This window comes from Bradyrhizobium sp. GW821-FHT12B03, from assembly GCF_058807535.1.
In genome coordinates, this window is the sequence record NZ_JBXAQU010000027.1 from 55,916 (window position 1) to 70,522 (window position 14,607).

At 64.5% G+C, this 14,607-nt stretch carries 14 protein-coding genes; 6 read left to right on the forward strand and 8 right to left on the reverse strand.

Annotated elements, in window-relative coordinates; all coding sequences use genetic code 11:
- Positions 1-66 precede the first annotated feature (66 nt).
- From AC1RUR_RS35115 to AC1RUR_RS35150, 8 genes are all read right to left on the reverse strand, one after another.
- Positions 67-1,236: an acetyl-CoA acetyltransferase gene (locus tag AC1RUR_RS35115; RefSeq protein ID WP_492852645.1), complete on the reverse strand. Its 1,170-nt coding sequence runs from the start codon at positions 1,234-1,236 to the stop codon at positions 67-69.
- A gap of 55 nt (positions 1,237-1,291) precedes the next feature.
- Positions 1,292-1,942 carry a bifunctional 4-hydroxy-2-oxoglutarate aldolase/2-dehydro-3-deoxy-phosphogluconate aldolase gene (gene eda / locus AC1RUR_RS35120; RefSeq protein ID WP_492852647.1) on the reverse strand — a complete coding sequence of 217 codons (651 nt, stop codon included), beginning with the start codon at positions 1,940-1,942 and terminating at the stop codon, positions 1,292-1,294.
- A 43-nt stretch (positions 1,943-1,985) separates the two neighbouring features.
- On the reverse strand, positions 1,986-2,963 hold the full coding sequence (locus AC1RUR_RS35125; protein WP_492852649.1) for a sugar kinase: 978 nt from the start codon (positions 2,961-2,963) through the stop codon (positions 1,986-1,988).
- A gap of 23 nt (positions 2,964-2,986) precedes the next feature.
- Complete coding sequence (denD, locus tag AC1RUR_RS35130; protein ID WP_492852651.1) at positions 2,987-3,973, reverse strand: D-erythronate dehydrogenase; 987 nt, start codon at positions 3,971-3,973, stop codon at positions 2,987-2,989.
- Positions 3,974-4,037: 64 nt separating this feature from the next.
- Positions 4,038-4,961: a carbohydrate ABC transporter permease gene (locus AC1RUR_RS35135; protein WP_492852653.1), complete on the reverse strand. Its 924-nt coding sequence runs from the start codon at positions 4,959-4,961 to the stop codon at positions 4,038-4,040.
- Entirely contained in the window at positions 4,954-5,904 is a 951-nt protein-coding gene (locus AC1RUR_RS35140) for a carbohydrate ABC transporter permease (protein ID WP_492852655.1), read from the reverse strand. Before AC1RUR_RS35140 ends, AC1RUR_RS35135 begins: the two co-directional genes overlap by 8 nt.
- A gap of 64 nt (positions 5,905-5,968) precedes the next feature.
- The gene (locus AC1RUR_RS35145; protein WP_492852657.1) at positions 5,969-7,288 is read right to left on the reverse strand and encodes an ABC transporter substrate-binding protein; all 1,320 of its coding nucleotides are present in this window, start codon (positions 7,286-7,288) and stop codon (positions 5,969-5,971) included.
- Between the two features lie 43 nt (positions 7,289-7,331).
- The gene (locus AC1RUR_RS35150; RefSeq protein WP_492852659.1) at positions 7,332-8,399 is read right to left on the reverse strand and encodes an ABC transporter ATP-binding protein; all 1,068 of its coding nucleotides are present in this window, start codon (positions 8,397-8,399) and stop codon (positions 7,332-7,334) included.
- A 205-nt stretch (positions 8,400-8,604) separates the two neighbouring features.
- Here AC1RUR_RS35150 and gntR point away from each other — a divergent pair, with 205 nt between their 5' ends.
- The 6 genes from gntR (at position 8,605) to AC1RUR_RS35180 (ending at position 14,563) form a co-directional block, all read left to right on the forward strand.
- Complete coding sequence (gene gntR / locus AC1RUR_RS35155) at positions 8,605-9,705, forward strand: HTH-type transcriptional regulator GntR (protein ID WP_492852661.1); 1,101 nt, start codon at positions 8,605-8,607, stop codon at positions 9,703-9,705.
- Positions 9,706-9,840: 135 nt separating this feature from the next.
- Positions 9,841-11,670 carry an IlvD/Edd family dehydratase gene (locus tag AC1RUR_RS35160; protein ID WP_492852663.1) on the forward strand — a complete coding sequence of 610 codons (1,830 nt, stop codon included), beginning with the start codon at positions 9,841-9,843 and terminating at the stop codon, positions 11,668-11,670.
- A gap of 164 nt (positions 11,671-11,834) precedes the next feature.
- Positions 11,835-12,566: an SDR family oxidoreductase gene (locus AC1RUR_RS35165; protein WP_492852665.1), complete on the forward strand. Its 732-nt coding sequence runs from the start codon at positions 11,835-11,837 to the stop codon at positions 12,564-12,566.
- A gap of 17 nt (positions 12,567-12,583) precedes the next feature.
- Positions 12,584-13,330: an SDR family NAD(P)-dependent oxidoreductase gene (locus AC1RUR_RS35170; RefSeq protein WP_492852667.1), complete on the forward strand. Its 747-nt coding sequence runs from the start codon at positions 12,584-12,586 to the stop codon at positions 13,328-13,330.
- 9 nt (positions 13,331-13,339) lie between these two features.
- A complete protein-coding gene (locus tag AC1RUR_RS35175; RefSeq protein WP_492852669.1) occupies positions 13,340-13,732 on the forward strand; it encodes a GFA family protein in 393 nt (130 codons plus the stop codon).
- 150 nt (positions 13,733-13,882) lie between these two features.
- Complete coding sequence (locus AC1RUR_RS35180) at positions 13,883-14,563, forward strand: site-2 protease family protein (protein ID WP_492852671.1); 681 nt, start codon at positions 13,883-13,885, stop codon at positions 14,561-14,563.
- Positions 14,564-14,607: the final 44 nt, after the last annotated feature.

Genomic DNA, 14,607 nt, shown 5'->3' on the forward strand with positions numbered 1-14,607 from the left:
CCATGATCTAGCGCAAGAAAGGAGGTGGGCACGGCGCTTTCGCGCCTTTGCCCACCCTACGAGAGCTTACTTCAGCGGCTCCAGCACGGAGACGTAGTTGGCAACGGCAGCGCCGCCCATGTTGAAGATACCGCCAAGCTTGGCGTTCTTCAGCTGCATGCCCTCGGGCGCCTGCCCCGCAAGCTGCATCGCGGTCATCACATGCATGGAGACGCCGGTGGCGCCGATCGGATGACCCTTGGCCTTGAGGCCGCCGGACGGATTGACCGGCAGCTTGCCGTCCTTGAGGGTCCAGCCTTCCTTGATGGCGCGGGCGCCCTGCCCCTTCGGCGTCAGGCCCATCGCTTCGTATTCGATCAGCTCGGCGACCGTGAAGCAGTCATGGGTCTCGACGAAGGAGAGATCGGTGAGCGCAATGCCCGCCTGCTCGAGCGCGCGCTGCCAGGCAACCGTGCAGCCCTCGAACGCGAGAATGTCCCGCTTGGACATCGGCAGAAAATCCTGGGCGTGCGCTGTGGCGCGGAAGCCGATCGACTTGCTCATGGCCTTGGCGGTCTCGGCATCGGCCAGAACCAGCGCCGCGGCGCCGTCGGAGACCAGCGAGCAATCGGTGCGTTTCAGGGGGCCGGCAACGTAAGGGTTCTTCTCGCTCTCGGCGCGGCAGAACTCGAAGCCGAAATCCTTGCGCATCTGGGCGAAGGGATTGGCGACGCCGTTCTTGTGGTTCTTGGCCGCGATCAGCGCCAGCGCATCGGACTGGTCGCCGTATTTCTGGAAGTAGGAGCTGGCGATCTTGCCGAACACGCCGGCAAAGCCGCCAACCGTGTCGCCGTCCTCCGGCAGGTAGGAGGCCTTGAGCAGGTTCTTGCCGATCTCAGGGCCAGGGGTGCGCGTCATCTGCTCGACGCCGACGACGAGGACGATCTTGGCGGCGCCCGCGGCAATCGCGCGCAGGCCTTGATGGACGGCAGCAGAGCCGGTCGCGCAGGCATTCTCGACGCGGGTCGCCGGCTTGAAGCGCAGCTTCGGGTCGGCCTGGAGCACCAGGGAAGCGGTAAAATCCTGCGGCGAGAAGCCGGCGTTGAAATGGCCGAGCACGATCTCGTCGACATCGCCGGCCGAAATGCCGGCATCCGCCAGCGCCTCGTTGGCGACCTTCACCACAAGGCTTTCCACGGTTTCGGTGTCGAACTTGCCGAACGGCGTATGCGCCCATCCGACGATGCTGGCGGTCATGGTCATTCTCCCTGATCTTGTCTGACCTAAGTCTTAGCCCACCGACCGCAAGACTTCACGCGCCTTTCAGGGCCGTGAGGGTGCGCTGGCAGATGGCAGTTATGCCGGCCCAGTTCCCCGCCTTGATCTCCGCCGTCGGGCACAGCCAGGAACCGCCGACCACGACCACGTTGGGCTCCGCCAGCCAGGTCGCCGCATTGGCCTCGCCCACCCCGCCGGTCGGGCAGAACCGCACGTTCGGGAACGGCCCGCCGAGCGCGCGCAGGCCCTTGATGCCGCCGGCCTGCTCGGCCGGGAAGAATTTTGCGACGTCGAAGCCGTAAGACAGCGCCGTCATCAGCTCGGACGCCGTGGCGATGCCCGGCGCGAACGGCAGGGAGCTGTCGGCGGCGACCTTGAGCAGATCGGGGGTCAGGCCCGGGCTGATGCCGAACGCGACGCCGAGCTTCTCGACACGGACGAAGTCGGCCGGACTGAGAATGGTGCCGATGCCGACGACCGCCTCGGGGACTTCGGCCATCATCGCCCGCGCGGCCTCGATCGCAACGGGGGTGCGCATGGTCACCTCCAGCGTGCGGACGCCGCCGGCAACCAGCGCTTTCGCCAGCGGCACGGCATCCTGGATCCGCTCGATGGTGAGGACGGGAATGACGGTCGCGGCCTTGAACAGCGCGACGAGGTGGTTCTGTTGGGCAGTCGTGGTCATCTTGGCTTTCGTTTCACTTGGTCGCGAGTCACTTGGTCGCGAGTCACTTGGTCGCTTGACGCGTGCTCGCCGGCCGGTGCCGCTTCTTCGGCGGCATGGCATAGCCCGGAATGATGGCGCCGGGATAGCAGATCACGAGGCTGGCGAGACGATGCCCGGCCTGGGCCGCCTCGACCGGCTCGGAACCGGCGAGCCGGGCGGAGATATAGGCCGCGGCAAAGCTGTCGCCGGCGGCCGTGGTGTCAACGACCGGCTTGGTCATTGGTTCGGCACGGACTTCGCTGGTCCCGCCCGGGAAGCGCAGCAGGCTGACGGGCTCGGCGAGCCGGAACACCAGTTCGGGCGAGGGAATCCGCGCCATCAGCTGCTCGTGGCTCTCGCCGGGATAGAGCGCCAGCAGATCCTCGGTCGAGGTCAGGACGATGTCGGCGGTCGCGAACGCCGCGGCAAACACCTCGCGCGCGACGTCGCGATCGGGCCATCCGCGTGCGCGGAAGTTCGTGTCGAACACGAAGCGGGTGCCGAGCAGGCGCGCACGCTTGATCGCCGCGAACAGACGCTCGCGTCCGGGAGCGTCGTAGATCGAGAGCGTGATCGCGGAGAGATAGACGATGTCGTAGCTCATCAGCGAGTTGAGCAGCTCGTCCGTCTCCGGCAGGCTCATCAATTGGCGCGCAGCCGCGCTGTCGCGCCAATGGAAGAACTGACGCTCGCCCTTGGCATCCGTCTGGATCATGTAGAGGCCGGGCAGCTTGCCCGGCAACCGCACCACGCGCCGCGTGCCGACGCTCTCCGCGGTCCAGGCCGCGATCATCTCGTCGCTCAGGGCATCGTCGCCGAGCGCGGTGAAATAATCGACCTTGACCTCGAGCCGCGCCAGATACACCGCCGTGTTGAGGGTGTCGCCGCCGAAGCCGCGCGAGTACAGGCCACCGCCCTGCCCGGCCTGCCCAGTGGAATGTCCCCCCTGGGCCTGCCGGAGCTCGACCATGCATTCGCCGATGCAAGCAACGCTCGCCATCACCTTACCCGCTCTGTCAGAGATCAGGCGACGAAATTGCCGCCGAGCTCGTCTTCGATGTGAATGCGGATGATGTCGTCGAACGTCTTCTCGGCGGTGGTGAAGCCGAGCTCGAGCGACCGCTTGGCGTTGAAGTTGCGCGGCCAGCCGCCGACGATGCCGACGATAAAGGGATCGGGCTCCCGCTTGATGCGGGCGGCGACCTTGTCGCCGGCAACCCGCTTCAGGGCCGCGATCTGCTCGCCGACGGTCGCCGACAGGCCCGGCATGGTCAGGTTACGGCGCGGGCCGACCGCGGCGAGATCCATGGTGCCGGCATGGAGCAGGAAGCCGACCGCCGAGCGCGGCGTGGCGTGCCAGTGGCGGACGTCCTCGGACACCGGCAGGATCACGTCCTTGCCGGCCAGCGGCTCGCGCAGGATGCTGGAGAAGAAGCCCGATGCCGCCTTGTTGGGCAGGCCGGGCCGGATGCAGATGGTCGGCAGGCGGATGCCGATGCCGTCGAGGAAGCCGCGGCGGGAATAGTCGGCGAGCAGCAATTCGCCGATCGCCTTCTGGGTGCCGTAGCTCAGCAGCGGGGTGTGGAAGAACTCGTCGCCGATCGCGTCCGGGAACGGGGCACCGAACACCGCGATCGAGGAGGTGAACACCACGCGCGGCTTGTAGCCGCCGCCGACGAGGCGGATGGCGTCGAGCAGCATCCGCGTGCCGTCGAGATTGATGCGGTAGCCCTTGTCGAAATCGAGTTCGGCCTCGCCCGAGACGATCGCGGCCAGATGGAAGATCGCGTCGGGGCGGCCGGCGATCAGCTTCTCGGCCGCACCCGGCACGGCGAAATCGCCGGAGACGGTCTCGACGGGGAAACCGGCCTTCTCCGGCTTCTTGGGCTCGACCACGTCGTGCATGGTCAGCTTGGTGATCTCGCTCTTGCCGAGCCGGCCGTCGCGCAACAGCCGTTCACAGAATTTGCGGCCGACCATGCCGGCGGCGCCCAGAACCAGAATGTGCAAGAGCCTACTCCTTTTTATTGGCCGGAACGCGCCGCTCCTGACGCGCCCTCGGCAAGCCCCGCGATCACTCCTTCACGGCGCCGGTCATCGCCGACACATAATGCTCCACGAAGAAGGCGTAAAGGATGACGAGCGGCAGCGAGCCTGCCAGGGCCCCCGCCATCAACGACCCCCAGCGGTAGATGTCCCCGTCCACGAACTCGTTGACGATCGCGACCGGCACGGTCTTGTTGCTGGTCGATTGCAGGAAGGTCAGCGCGTAGATGAACTCGTTCCAGCACAGGGTGAAGCAGAAGATGAAGGCCGAGATCAGGCCGGGGATCGAGAGCGGCACGACGATCTTGATCAGGATCTGCCAGCGGCTCGCCCCGTCGATCAGCGCGCATTCCTCGAGCTCGAAGGGGATGGTCTTGAAATAGCCCATCAGAAGCCAGGTCGAGAACGGGATCAGGATCGTCGGATAGGTCAGGATCAGCGCCAGCGGCGAGTCGAAGAGGCCGTACTGATACACGACGGTGGCGAGCGGAATGAACAGGATCGACGGCGGCACGAGATAGGCAAGGAAGATCAGCCCCCCGACCAGGTTGGCGCCCTTGTAGCGCAACCGCACGATGGCGTAGGCCGCAAACACCGATGCGACGATCGAGAGCACCGTGGCGCAGATCGCCACGTACATCGTGTTCCAGAGCCAGTGCGGATAATAGCTCTCGAACAGCAGCTTGTAGAAGTGCTTGAAGGTCGGATTCCAGGTCCAGAACGGATTGAACCTGTCGAGGTCGAGCAGCTGCTCGTCCGGCTTCACCGAGGTCAGCGCCATCCAGTAGAACGGGAACAGCAGGACCACGACGATGATCGTGAGCGGCAGATAGAGCGTCACCATGCGTCGCGGCACGGACTGGAGGTAGCTCATGCCCTCGCTGTGATCGGCGCGCGTCGGCGTCGATAGCACGGACTTGAGATCGACTTTCGAGGCAGGAAGATCAGTCATTGCTTTCTCCCTGTTGCCACTTGCGACGCTGCAGGCCGAACCAGGAGACCATGATCGCGGCGAGCAGGAACGGAATCATGGCGCTCGAGATCGCGGCGCCCTCGCCGAGCTGTCCCGCGATGATCGCGCGCTGATAGGACAGCGTCGCCATCAGGTGGGTCGCATTGACCGGGCCGCCGCGCGTCATCGCCCAGATCAGCTGGAAGTCGGTGAAGGTGAACAGCACTGAGAAGGTCATCACCACCGCGATGATCGGCGTCAGCAGCGGATAGGTAATGAAGCGGAAATTCTGCCAGCGCGTGGCGCCGTCCAGGGTCGTGGCTTCATAGAGCGAGGGCGACACCGTCTGCAGGCCGGCGAGCAGCGTGATCGCCACGAACGGCACGCCGCGCCAGATATTGGCGAAGATGACGCAGACCCGCGCCCAGGTGGTATCCCCGAGGAAATTGATGTTCTGGCTGATCAGCCCGAGATGCCGCAGCGACCACGAGATGATGGAAAACTGAGAGTCGAATATCCACCAGAACGCCAGCGCGGAGAGCACCGTGGGCACGATGAAGGGGATCAGCACGGCTGCGCGCAGCAGCGCCTTGAACGGCATGTGTTCGTTCAGGAGCAGCGCGAGATAGAGCCCGACCGCGAATTTAACGGCGCTGGCGACGAAGGTGTAGAGCAGCGTGTTGAACACCGACAGCCAGAAGATGGAATCGTCCCAGAGCCATTCGTAGTTCTCGGTGCCGATGAAGTGGCCGACGCGGCCGATGCGGGTATCGGTGAAGGACAGCCAGATACCGAGCCCGAGCGGATAGGCCAGGAAGAAGATCAGGAACGCCATGGCCGGCACCATGAACCAGAAGCCGAGCCAGTTGCGGTTGTGTTTGAGCTGGTCCCAGGCGCCTTGAATCTGCGGCTTGGCGCGGGGAGCAACTGCGATATCGGCCATGCTCGGATCCCTGATCGGAGTGTTGATGAGTGGGTGGCCGGCGAGGCCACCCACTCCGCGACGACTAACGATAGATGCGCTTCAACTGGCGCTCGGCTTCCGCTATCGAGCCCTTCACATCCTTGGTGCCGGTGCAATAGTTGGCGAACATGTCGACGACGATGAAGTCGGCGATCGCGGTTGCCGCCTTCTCACCCACGGTGCCGATGCCCGAGGCCGGCAACGTACGCTTGGACGCCTGCGCAAACACCGCGTTCTTGGGATCCGCAGTCCAGACCGGCGCCGTCTCATAGGCGTTCAAGGTCTGCGTCAGATAGCCTTGCGCGCCGCTCAGCCACTTCTCGTAGTTCTCCTTTTCCAGCATGAAGGCGATGAAGGCCTTTGCTGCGTTCGGATATTTGGTGAAGTTGAACGCGAGGATGGGCAGCGCAAGCTGCAATTCGGTCGGCTTGCCGATCGGACCCACCGGCCACAGGGCGTGATAGGTGTCCTCGGTCAGCTCCTTCTTGGCCGGATCGGTCTTGGCCCCCACGTAGATCGAGATGCCGTTGGCCGTGCAATAGAGTTCGCCAGCCAGGTACGCCTTGTTGTTGGAGGAATCGTTCCACGACGGCGTGCCCGGGATGAAGGTGTCGTACAGCGCCTTGCAGTACTCCAGCGCCTTCGCCGTCTCCGGCGAATTGATGATGACCTTGTCGTTCTGGTCGACCGTGTAGGCGCCGTGCCCCCACAGCACCCAGTGCAGCCACGAATTGCCGTCGCCCGACGCGTGACCGAGAGCGAAGCCGGCCGGGGTGTTGTTTGCCTTGAGGGCCTTGCACATCTCGAGGAAGCCGGGGAAATCCTTCGGGAATTCCTTGAAGCCGGCCTTGTCGAGCGCCGACTTGCGGTACGTCATGTAGCCGCCGTTGGTCGCAACCGGGATTCCCAGCCAGTCGTCACCGAGCTTGCAGGTCTTGGCGGCCGCATCGGTCCATCCGCCGTACTTCTTGCCGAGATAATCGGCGACGTCGTTCATCTTGAGCACTTTGGTGGGGAAGAGCTGCGGCAGCGTGTGCAGGCCCCAGGCCAGATCGAGGCCCGAGCCGGTGTTGGCTGCAACGGAGGCCTTCGGCTGCACGTCCTCGAAGGACTCGCTGAACACGTTCATCTCGGTGCCGGTCGCAGCCTTGAACGCCGCAACCATCGCGTTGAACGCATCGTCCTCCGCGGGCACGAAGCGCTTCCAGCGCATGACGGTCAGCTTGGCGCCCGACTCCGCCTTCCAGGGCGCACTCTGCGCCCAGGCCTTGGCGAAGTCGAACAGTGCCGGCCCGGTCAATGCACCGGTGGCAGCCAGAGCCGTTCCGCCTTGAAGCAGAGCCCGGCGGGTAAAGTCTTGCATGTTGTCCTCCCTGTGATGCTTTTTTCTTGTCTTACGTCTTACGCTACGCGTTGAGGCGCTTGCCCGTTGCGTCGTCGAACAAGTGAACCACCGACGGATCGGGCCTCAGCCGGACCTTGTCGCCCGGGTTGAACTGATGACGCTCACGGAACACCGCGACGACCTGCTCGCCGCCGAGCTTGGCGAACACCTGGGTCTCCGAGCCGGTCGGCTCGACCACGATGATCTCCGCCTCCGCGCCGTCGTCGGCAATGGTGAAATGCTCGGGCCGGACGCCAAAGACCACGGGACGGCCGTCGGACGCCGCCGGCGCGGTCCTGAGCGGCAGCTTGACGCCGTTCGGCCCTTCGAAGATCGCAGCGCCGTTGACGCGCACATGGCCCTTCAGGAAGTTCATGGCCGGCGAGCCGATGAAGCCCGCGACGAACTGGTTCTCGGGCTTGTCGTAGAGCTCGAGCGGCGTGCCCATCTGCTCGACGATGCCGTCATGCATGACGACGATCTTGTCAGCCATGGTCATGGCCTCGATCTGGTCGTGGGTGACGTAGACGGTCGTCGTCTTCAGCCGCTGGTGCAGCTCCTTGATCTCGGTGCGCATGGCGACGCGCAGCTTGGCGTCGAGGTTCGACAAGGGTTCGTCGAACAGGAAGACCTGCGGATCACGCACGATGGCGCGGCCCATCGCGACGCGCTGGCGCTGACCGCCGGAGAGCTGGCGCGGATAGCGTTCGAGCAGCGGCGACAGCGCGAGGATCTCGGCGGCGCGCTTGACGCGCTTGTTGATCTCGTCGGCGCTCGCGTTGCGCAGCTTCAGCGAGAAGCCCATGTTCTCGCCGACGGTCATGTGCGGATAGAGCGCGTAGTTCTGGAACACCATCGCAATGTCCCGCTCCTTCGGCTGGACATTGTTGACGACGCGGTCGCCGATCGAGATCGTGCCGGAGGTGATGTTCTCGAGGCCTGCGAGCATGCGCAGAAGCGTCGACTTGCCGCAGCCGGAGGGGCCAACCAGGACGACGAACTGACCGTCCTCGATCGGAATCGAGACGCCGTGCAGGACTTCAAAATTGCCGAACGATTTCCGCACGTCGCGGATTTGCACAGACGACATCTAGCTCCCTCCTCCGACTCAGGCGACGCAATAGCCGCGCCGCCACCGTCTTGTTTTTTCTGAACTTCGCCGAACGAAGCCCGCTCATAGCAGGCGACATTGTCGGCAGTTTGTGCGGCTTTGGCAATTTGTCTTTGGTTAGTCGTTGCTGGTAGCGCTGTCAACGTTCCTTTGTTTGCGAGGGCGACTGTGTTAAGAGCAACAAATGGGTCGAAAACGCACCAAGTCAGGCAAAATCCGGCTGGCGGAAGTCGCCGAGCTTGCCGGCGTGAGCCCGATCACGGCGTCCCGCTTCTTCCGTAATCCCGAGGCGCTGTCGGTCGCCAAGCGGACGCGGGTCGAAAGCGCGGCCAGAGAGCTCGGCTATGTGCCGAATCTTGCGGCACGTGCGCTGGCCTCGCAACGCACCGAGGTGATCGGCGTCTTGATTCCGTCACTGACCAACAACGTGTTTTCCGACGTGCTGCGCGGCATCTATGACGCCTCCGAAGGCGGCCGATACTCGATCCAGTTGTCCAACACCCGTTACAGCATCCTCCAGGAGGAGAAGCTGCTGCGCCTGTTTCTTGCGCAGAAGCCGGCCGGGCTGATCGTCACCGGCATCGACCAGACCGCGGAATCGCGCGCGATGCTGGAGGCCGCCGACTGCCCGATCGTGCAGATCATGGAGATCGGGCCCAATCCGGTCGACATGATGATCGGCTTTTCCCACTATGATGCAGCCCGCGCGGCCATTGCCCACCTGTTCGCGCAAGGTCACCGCAAGGTCGGATTCGTCGGCGCGCGCATGGACCCGCGGGTGCAGCGGCGGCTGGACGGATACGTCTCGGCCATGAAGGACGCCTCCCTGTTCGAGCAGCGCCTCGTCGTCACGACGGCGACACCGACCTCGGTGACGCTCGGCGGCGCCCTGTTCACGGATTTGCTGGCGCGGGAGCCCGGCATCGATTCCGTATTCTGCGCCAATGACGACCTCGCGCTCGGCGTGCTGTTCGAATGCCGGCGCCGCGAGATCGCGGTCCCCGAGCAGATCGCGATCGTCGGCTTCAACGACCTCGAGTTCATGGCCTCCGCCGTCCCCACCCTCACCAGCGTGCGCACCAACCGTTACGAGATGGGCAAGACGGCGGCCACCATGCTGATCGAGGCGATCGACGGACGGCGCCCGGAGCAGCCGGTGCTTGATCTCGGCTTCAAGGTCATCGAGCGGCAAAGCTCGGCGTCGCGTCATTCGGACAGCAGGCCAGCCGTATCCGGCGGAGGTGCGCCGAACAAAATGGTAGCGTTACCAAGTGGCCATGACTAGTATCGAACTTGTGAGGAAACGACCCGCCAACGGGCAGGCACAGCATCGCTCACGCCGTTGGGCATCGCACAAGCCGACCGACCAAAACCTACGCCGGTGACCGACGCCAGTGCGTTTGCATTGCAGGAGAAACCAATGACAAAAAAGCCAACCAATGGGCACGCGCCCGCCGGTAACGGCACGCGCCGCCACCTCCGCTCGCAGGAATGGTTCAACAACCCGCATAATCCGGGGATGACCGCGCTCTATATGGAGCGCTACCTCAACTACGGCCTCACCCGCGCCGAACTGCAATCCGGCAAGCCGATCATCGGCATTGCGCAGACCGGCAACGACCTCTCGCCCTGCAACCGCCACCATATCGAGCTTGCCCATCGCGTCCGCGAAGGCATCCGCGAGGCCGGCGGCATTGCGATGGAATTCCCGACCCATCCGATCCAGGAGACCGGCAAGCGCCCGACCGCCGCGCTCGACCGCAACCTCGCCTATCTCGGCCTGGTCGAAATCCTCTACGGCTATCCGCTCGACGGCGTGGTGCTGACCACCGGCTGCGACAAGACCACGCCCGCCTGCATGATGGCGGCGGCAACCGTGAACCTGCCGGCAATCGTGCTCTCGGGCGGCCCGATGCTCAACGGCTGGCACAATGGCGAGCGCACCGGCTCCGGCACCATCGTCTGGAAGTCGCGCGAGCGGCTCGCCGCCGGCGAGATCGACTATGAGGAGTTCATGGAGATCGTGGCGTCGTCGGCGCCCTCGGTCGGCCATTGCAACACCATGGGCACGGCCTCGACCATGAACGGGCTTGCCGAAGCGCTCGGCTTCTCGCTGCCGGGCTGCGCGGCGATTCCCGCGCCCTACCGCGAGCGCGGCCAGATCGCCTACGAGACCGGAAAGCGCGCCGTCGAGATGGTCTGGGAAGATCTCAAGCCCTCGGACATCCTGACCCGCAAGGCGTTCGAGAACTGCATCGTGATCAACTCGGCGATCGGCGGCTCGACCAACGCGCCGATCCACATCAACGCGCTGGCGCGCCACATCGGCGTCGAGCTGTCGATCGACGACTGGCAGAAATTCGGCCACGACGTGCCGCTGCTGGTCAACATGCAGCCGGCCGGCTTCTATCTCGGCGAGGAATTCCACCGCGCCGGCGGCGTGCCTTCAGTGGTGCGCGAATTGATGAAGCACAAGCGCATCCACGAGGACGCCGTCACCGTCAACGGCCGCGGCATCGGCGAGAACTGCAAGGACGCGCCGGTCCCCGACAACGACGTGATCCGGGCCTACGACAAGCCGCTGGTGAAGGACGCCGGCTTCTTGGTGCTGAAGGGCAATCTGTTCGATTCCGCGATCATGAAGACCAGCGTGATCTCCAAGGAATTCCGCGATCGCTACCTGAGCAATCCGAAAGACCTCAACGCCTTCGAGGGCCGCGCCATCGTGTTCGAGGGGCCCGAGGACTATCACGAGCGGATCGACGATGCCTCGCTCGACATCGACGAGCGCTGCGTGCTGTTCATCCGCGGCACCGGCCCGATCGGCTATCCCGGCGGCGCCGAGGTCGTGAACATGCAGCCGCCGGCAGCGCTGATCAAACGCGGCATCCACTCCCTGCCCTGCATCGGCGACGGCCGTCAGTCCGGGACCTCGGGCTCGCCCTCGATCCTCAATGCCTCGCCGGAAGCGGCCGCCAATGGCGGGCTTGCGATCCTCAAGACCGGCGACAAGGTGCGCATCGACCTCAACAAGGGCAGCGCCAACATCCTGATCTCGGACGACGAGGTGAAGAAGCGTCACGCCGAGCTGATGGCCAATGGCGGCTTCAAGCATCCGGCAAACCAGACGCCGTGGCAGGAGCTTTATCGCAACACCGTCGGCCAGCAGTCGACCGGTGCCTGCATGGAGCTCGCCACGCGCTACCAGAACGTCGCCGGCACGTTTGGTGTGGCGCGGGATAATCATTAACGGCCACATCGTCATTGCGAGCGAAGCGAAGCAATCCAGAGATATCTCCGCGGAGACAGCCTGGATTGCTTCGTCGCATCAGTGCAAAATTGCTACGCAATTTTGTCACGAGCTCCTCGCAATGAGGTGGGGTTGGCATTCGAATGAACACAAGGGAGAACAAAATGGCAGACCGCCTCAAGGGAAAGCGCGCCGTCATCACAGCTGCGGCAGCGGGCATCGGGCGCGCATGCGCCGTCGCATTCGCGCGTGAAGGCGCAACCGTCATCGCCACCGACATCAACGAGGCCGGCATCGCGGGCCTGACCAAGGAAGGCATCGCCGAGGTCGCAAGACTCGACGTCCGCAACACCGCCGACGTCAACGCCTTCGCCAAGCGCATCGGCAAGATCGACATCCTGCTCAACGCGGCAGGTTTCGTGCACCACGGCACCATCCTGGAATGCTCGGAAGAGGATTTCGACTTCTCGTTCGACCTCAACGTCAAGTCGATGCACCGGACCATCAGGGCGTTCCTGCCCGACATGCTGGCGGGCGGCGGCGGCAGCATCGTCAACATCTCGTCCTGCGCAGCGCTGCGGCCGCCGGCCAATCGCTACGTCTACAGCTCGTCGAAAGCCGCCGTGTCGCTGCTGACTCGCGCCGTCGCGCTCGACTTCATCACCAAGGGCATCCGCTGCAACTCGATCTGCCCCGGCACCGTCGAGACGCCCTCGATGCTCGACCGCGCCGCCGCGCAAGGGCCGCAGGGCAAGGAGATGTTCATCTCCCGCCAGAAGATGGGCCGGCTCGGCACCGCCGACGAGATCGCCTCCATGGCGGTCTATCTCGGCAGCGACGAGAGCGCCTTCACCACCGGCGTCGACCTCGTCGTCGACGGCGGCTACATGCTCTGACGCCAGAGGCCTCCAGCATGAACAAGATCGATCTCAACGGCCGCGTCGCAATCGTCACCGGCGGCGCGCAGGGCTTTGGCCGCGCCATCACCGAGCGCTTCGTCGCCTCCGGCGCCAAAGTCGCGATCTGGGATTTCGACGCCGCGCTGGCCGAGAAGACGGCGAAGGAAGTCGGCGGCGAGACAAAGGTCTTCAAGGTCGACGTCACCGACCCCGCAGCCGTCGAGCAGGCGCGCGACGCCACGCTGGCCGCCTTCGGCAAGGTCGACATCCTCGTCAACAATGCCGGCATCGCCGGCGTCAACAAGCCGGTCTGGGAGACCGACCTCGAGGAATGGCGCAAGGTGCTGCGCATCAATCTCGACGGCCCCTTCATCGTCTGCAAGGCCATCGTGCCCACGATGCTCAAGCAGAAATACGGGCGCATCGTGAACATCGCCTCGATCGCCGGCAAGGAAGGCAATCCCAACGCCTCGCATTATTCGGCCTCCAAGGCTGGCCTGATCGCGCTGACGAAGTCGCTCGGCAAGGAATTGGCCGCACATGACATCCTGGTGAATGCGGTGACGCCGGCCGCCGCCAGGACCGCGATCTTCGACCAGATGACGCAGCAGCATATCGACTTCATGCTGTCGAAGATCCCGAAAGCGCGCTTCGTGCTGGTGGAAGAGCTCGCCGCGATGGTGGCGTGGCTGTCGTCCGAGGACTGTGCATTCTCGACCGGCGCCGTGTTCGACATCTCGGGCGGTCGCGCAACCTATTGAGAGGCAGTCATGATCCGGGAAGGCGGATGCCTGTGCGGCGCAGTGCGGTTCAAGGCGGAGGGCGAGCCGCTCAACGTCCGCATCTGCCATTGCCGCCTCTGCCAGAAGGCGATGGGCTCGCCCTATTTTGCCCGCGCGCAATTCGACCAGCGCGCATTGACCGTCGAGGGTGACACCGAGCGCTATGCCTCGTCCGAGAACATCGACCGCGTGTTCTGCAAGCGCTGCGGCACGCGCCTGTTCGCCTGGCGGCGCAACGGCACGCTGGCGGGCGTTTCGCTCGCGACCTTTGACGACCGCAACGCCTTTGCGCCGACCGAGCACATCTGGGTGTCGGAGAAGCTCGCCTGGCTGAAGCTCGACGATGGCCTGACGCAATATCAGACGACCATCCCGGCGTGAATTTGTGCCGGCACGGCGGCTACGGGTCTCGCCGGTCATCTGCGGCGTGGCATTTCAGAATCGGCCACCCTATGTTGAGGTGAAGCGTTGCTGCACGGCCGGTTGGCTGGGACGGCTGCAAGGCCGCAGGCAAACCGGGACAAACGAGCCGTGAACATTTCCCTCTATGACCTCTCCGTGTGGGTGCTGCCGCTGGTGCTCGCCATCACCTTCCACGAGGCCGCGCACGCCTTCGTCGCGAACCGTCTCGGCGACAACACGGCCTCGCAGCTCGGCCGCGTCAGCTTCAATCCGCTCCGCCACATCGATCCGTTCGGCACCCTGATCCTGCCGGCGATGCTGCTGTTCGCGCATTCGCCATTCCTGTTCGGCTACGCCAAGCCGGTGCCGGTGAATTTCCGCAAGCTCAACAACCCCAGGCTCGACATGGTCTGGGTGGCGTTGGCCGGTCCCGCCACCAACATCCTGCTGGCGCTCGCCGCCGGACTGGCCGCTCACGCCGTGTCCCTCGCGCCGGAGAGCGCGGCGGATTGGATTGCCAACAACCTCGTCAATGCGATCCGGATCAACGCCGTGCTGGCCGTGTTCAACATGATGCCGATCCCGCCGCTCGATGGCGGGCGGGTCGCGGTCGGCTTGCTGCCGCGGCCGCTCGCCCTGCCGCTGGCGCGGCTCGAGCCGTTCGGTATGCTGATCCTGATCGCCCTGTTGATCCTGCTGCCGCTCGCGGGCTCGCAGTTCGGTCTAAATCTTGATGTTATTTCAGCAATACTGGGAACGTTGACCGGTTATGTGATTCAGGCTGTTCTCTTCCTGACCGGCAATGCGTAGTTGAACAGAACACCCCGAACACAAGCCGAAGGGCCAGAGGCCGA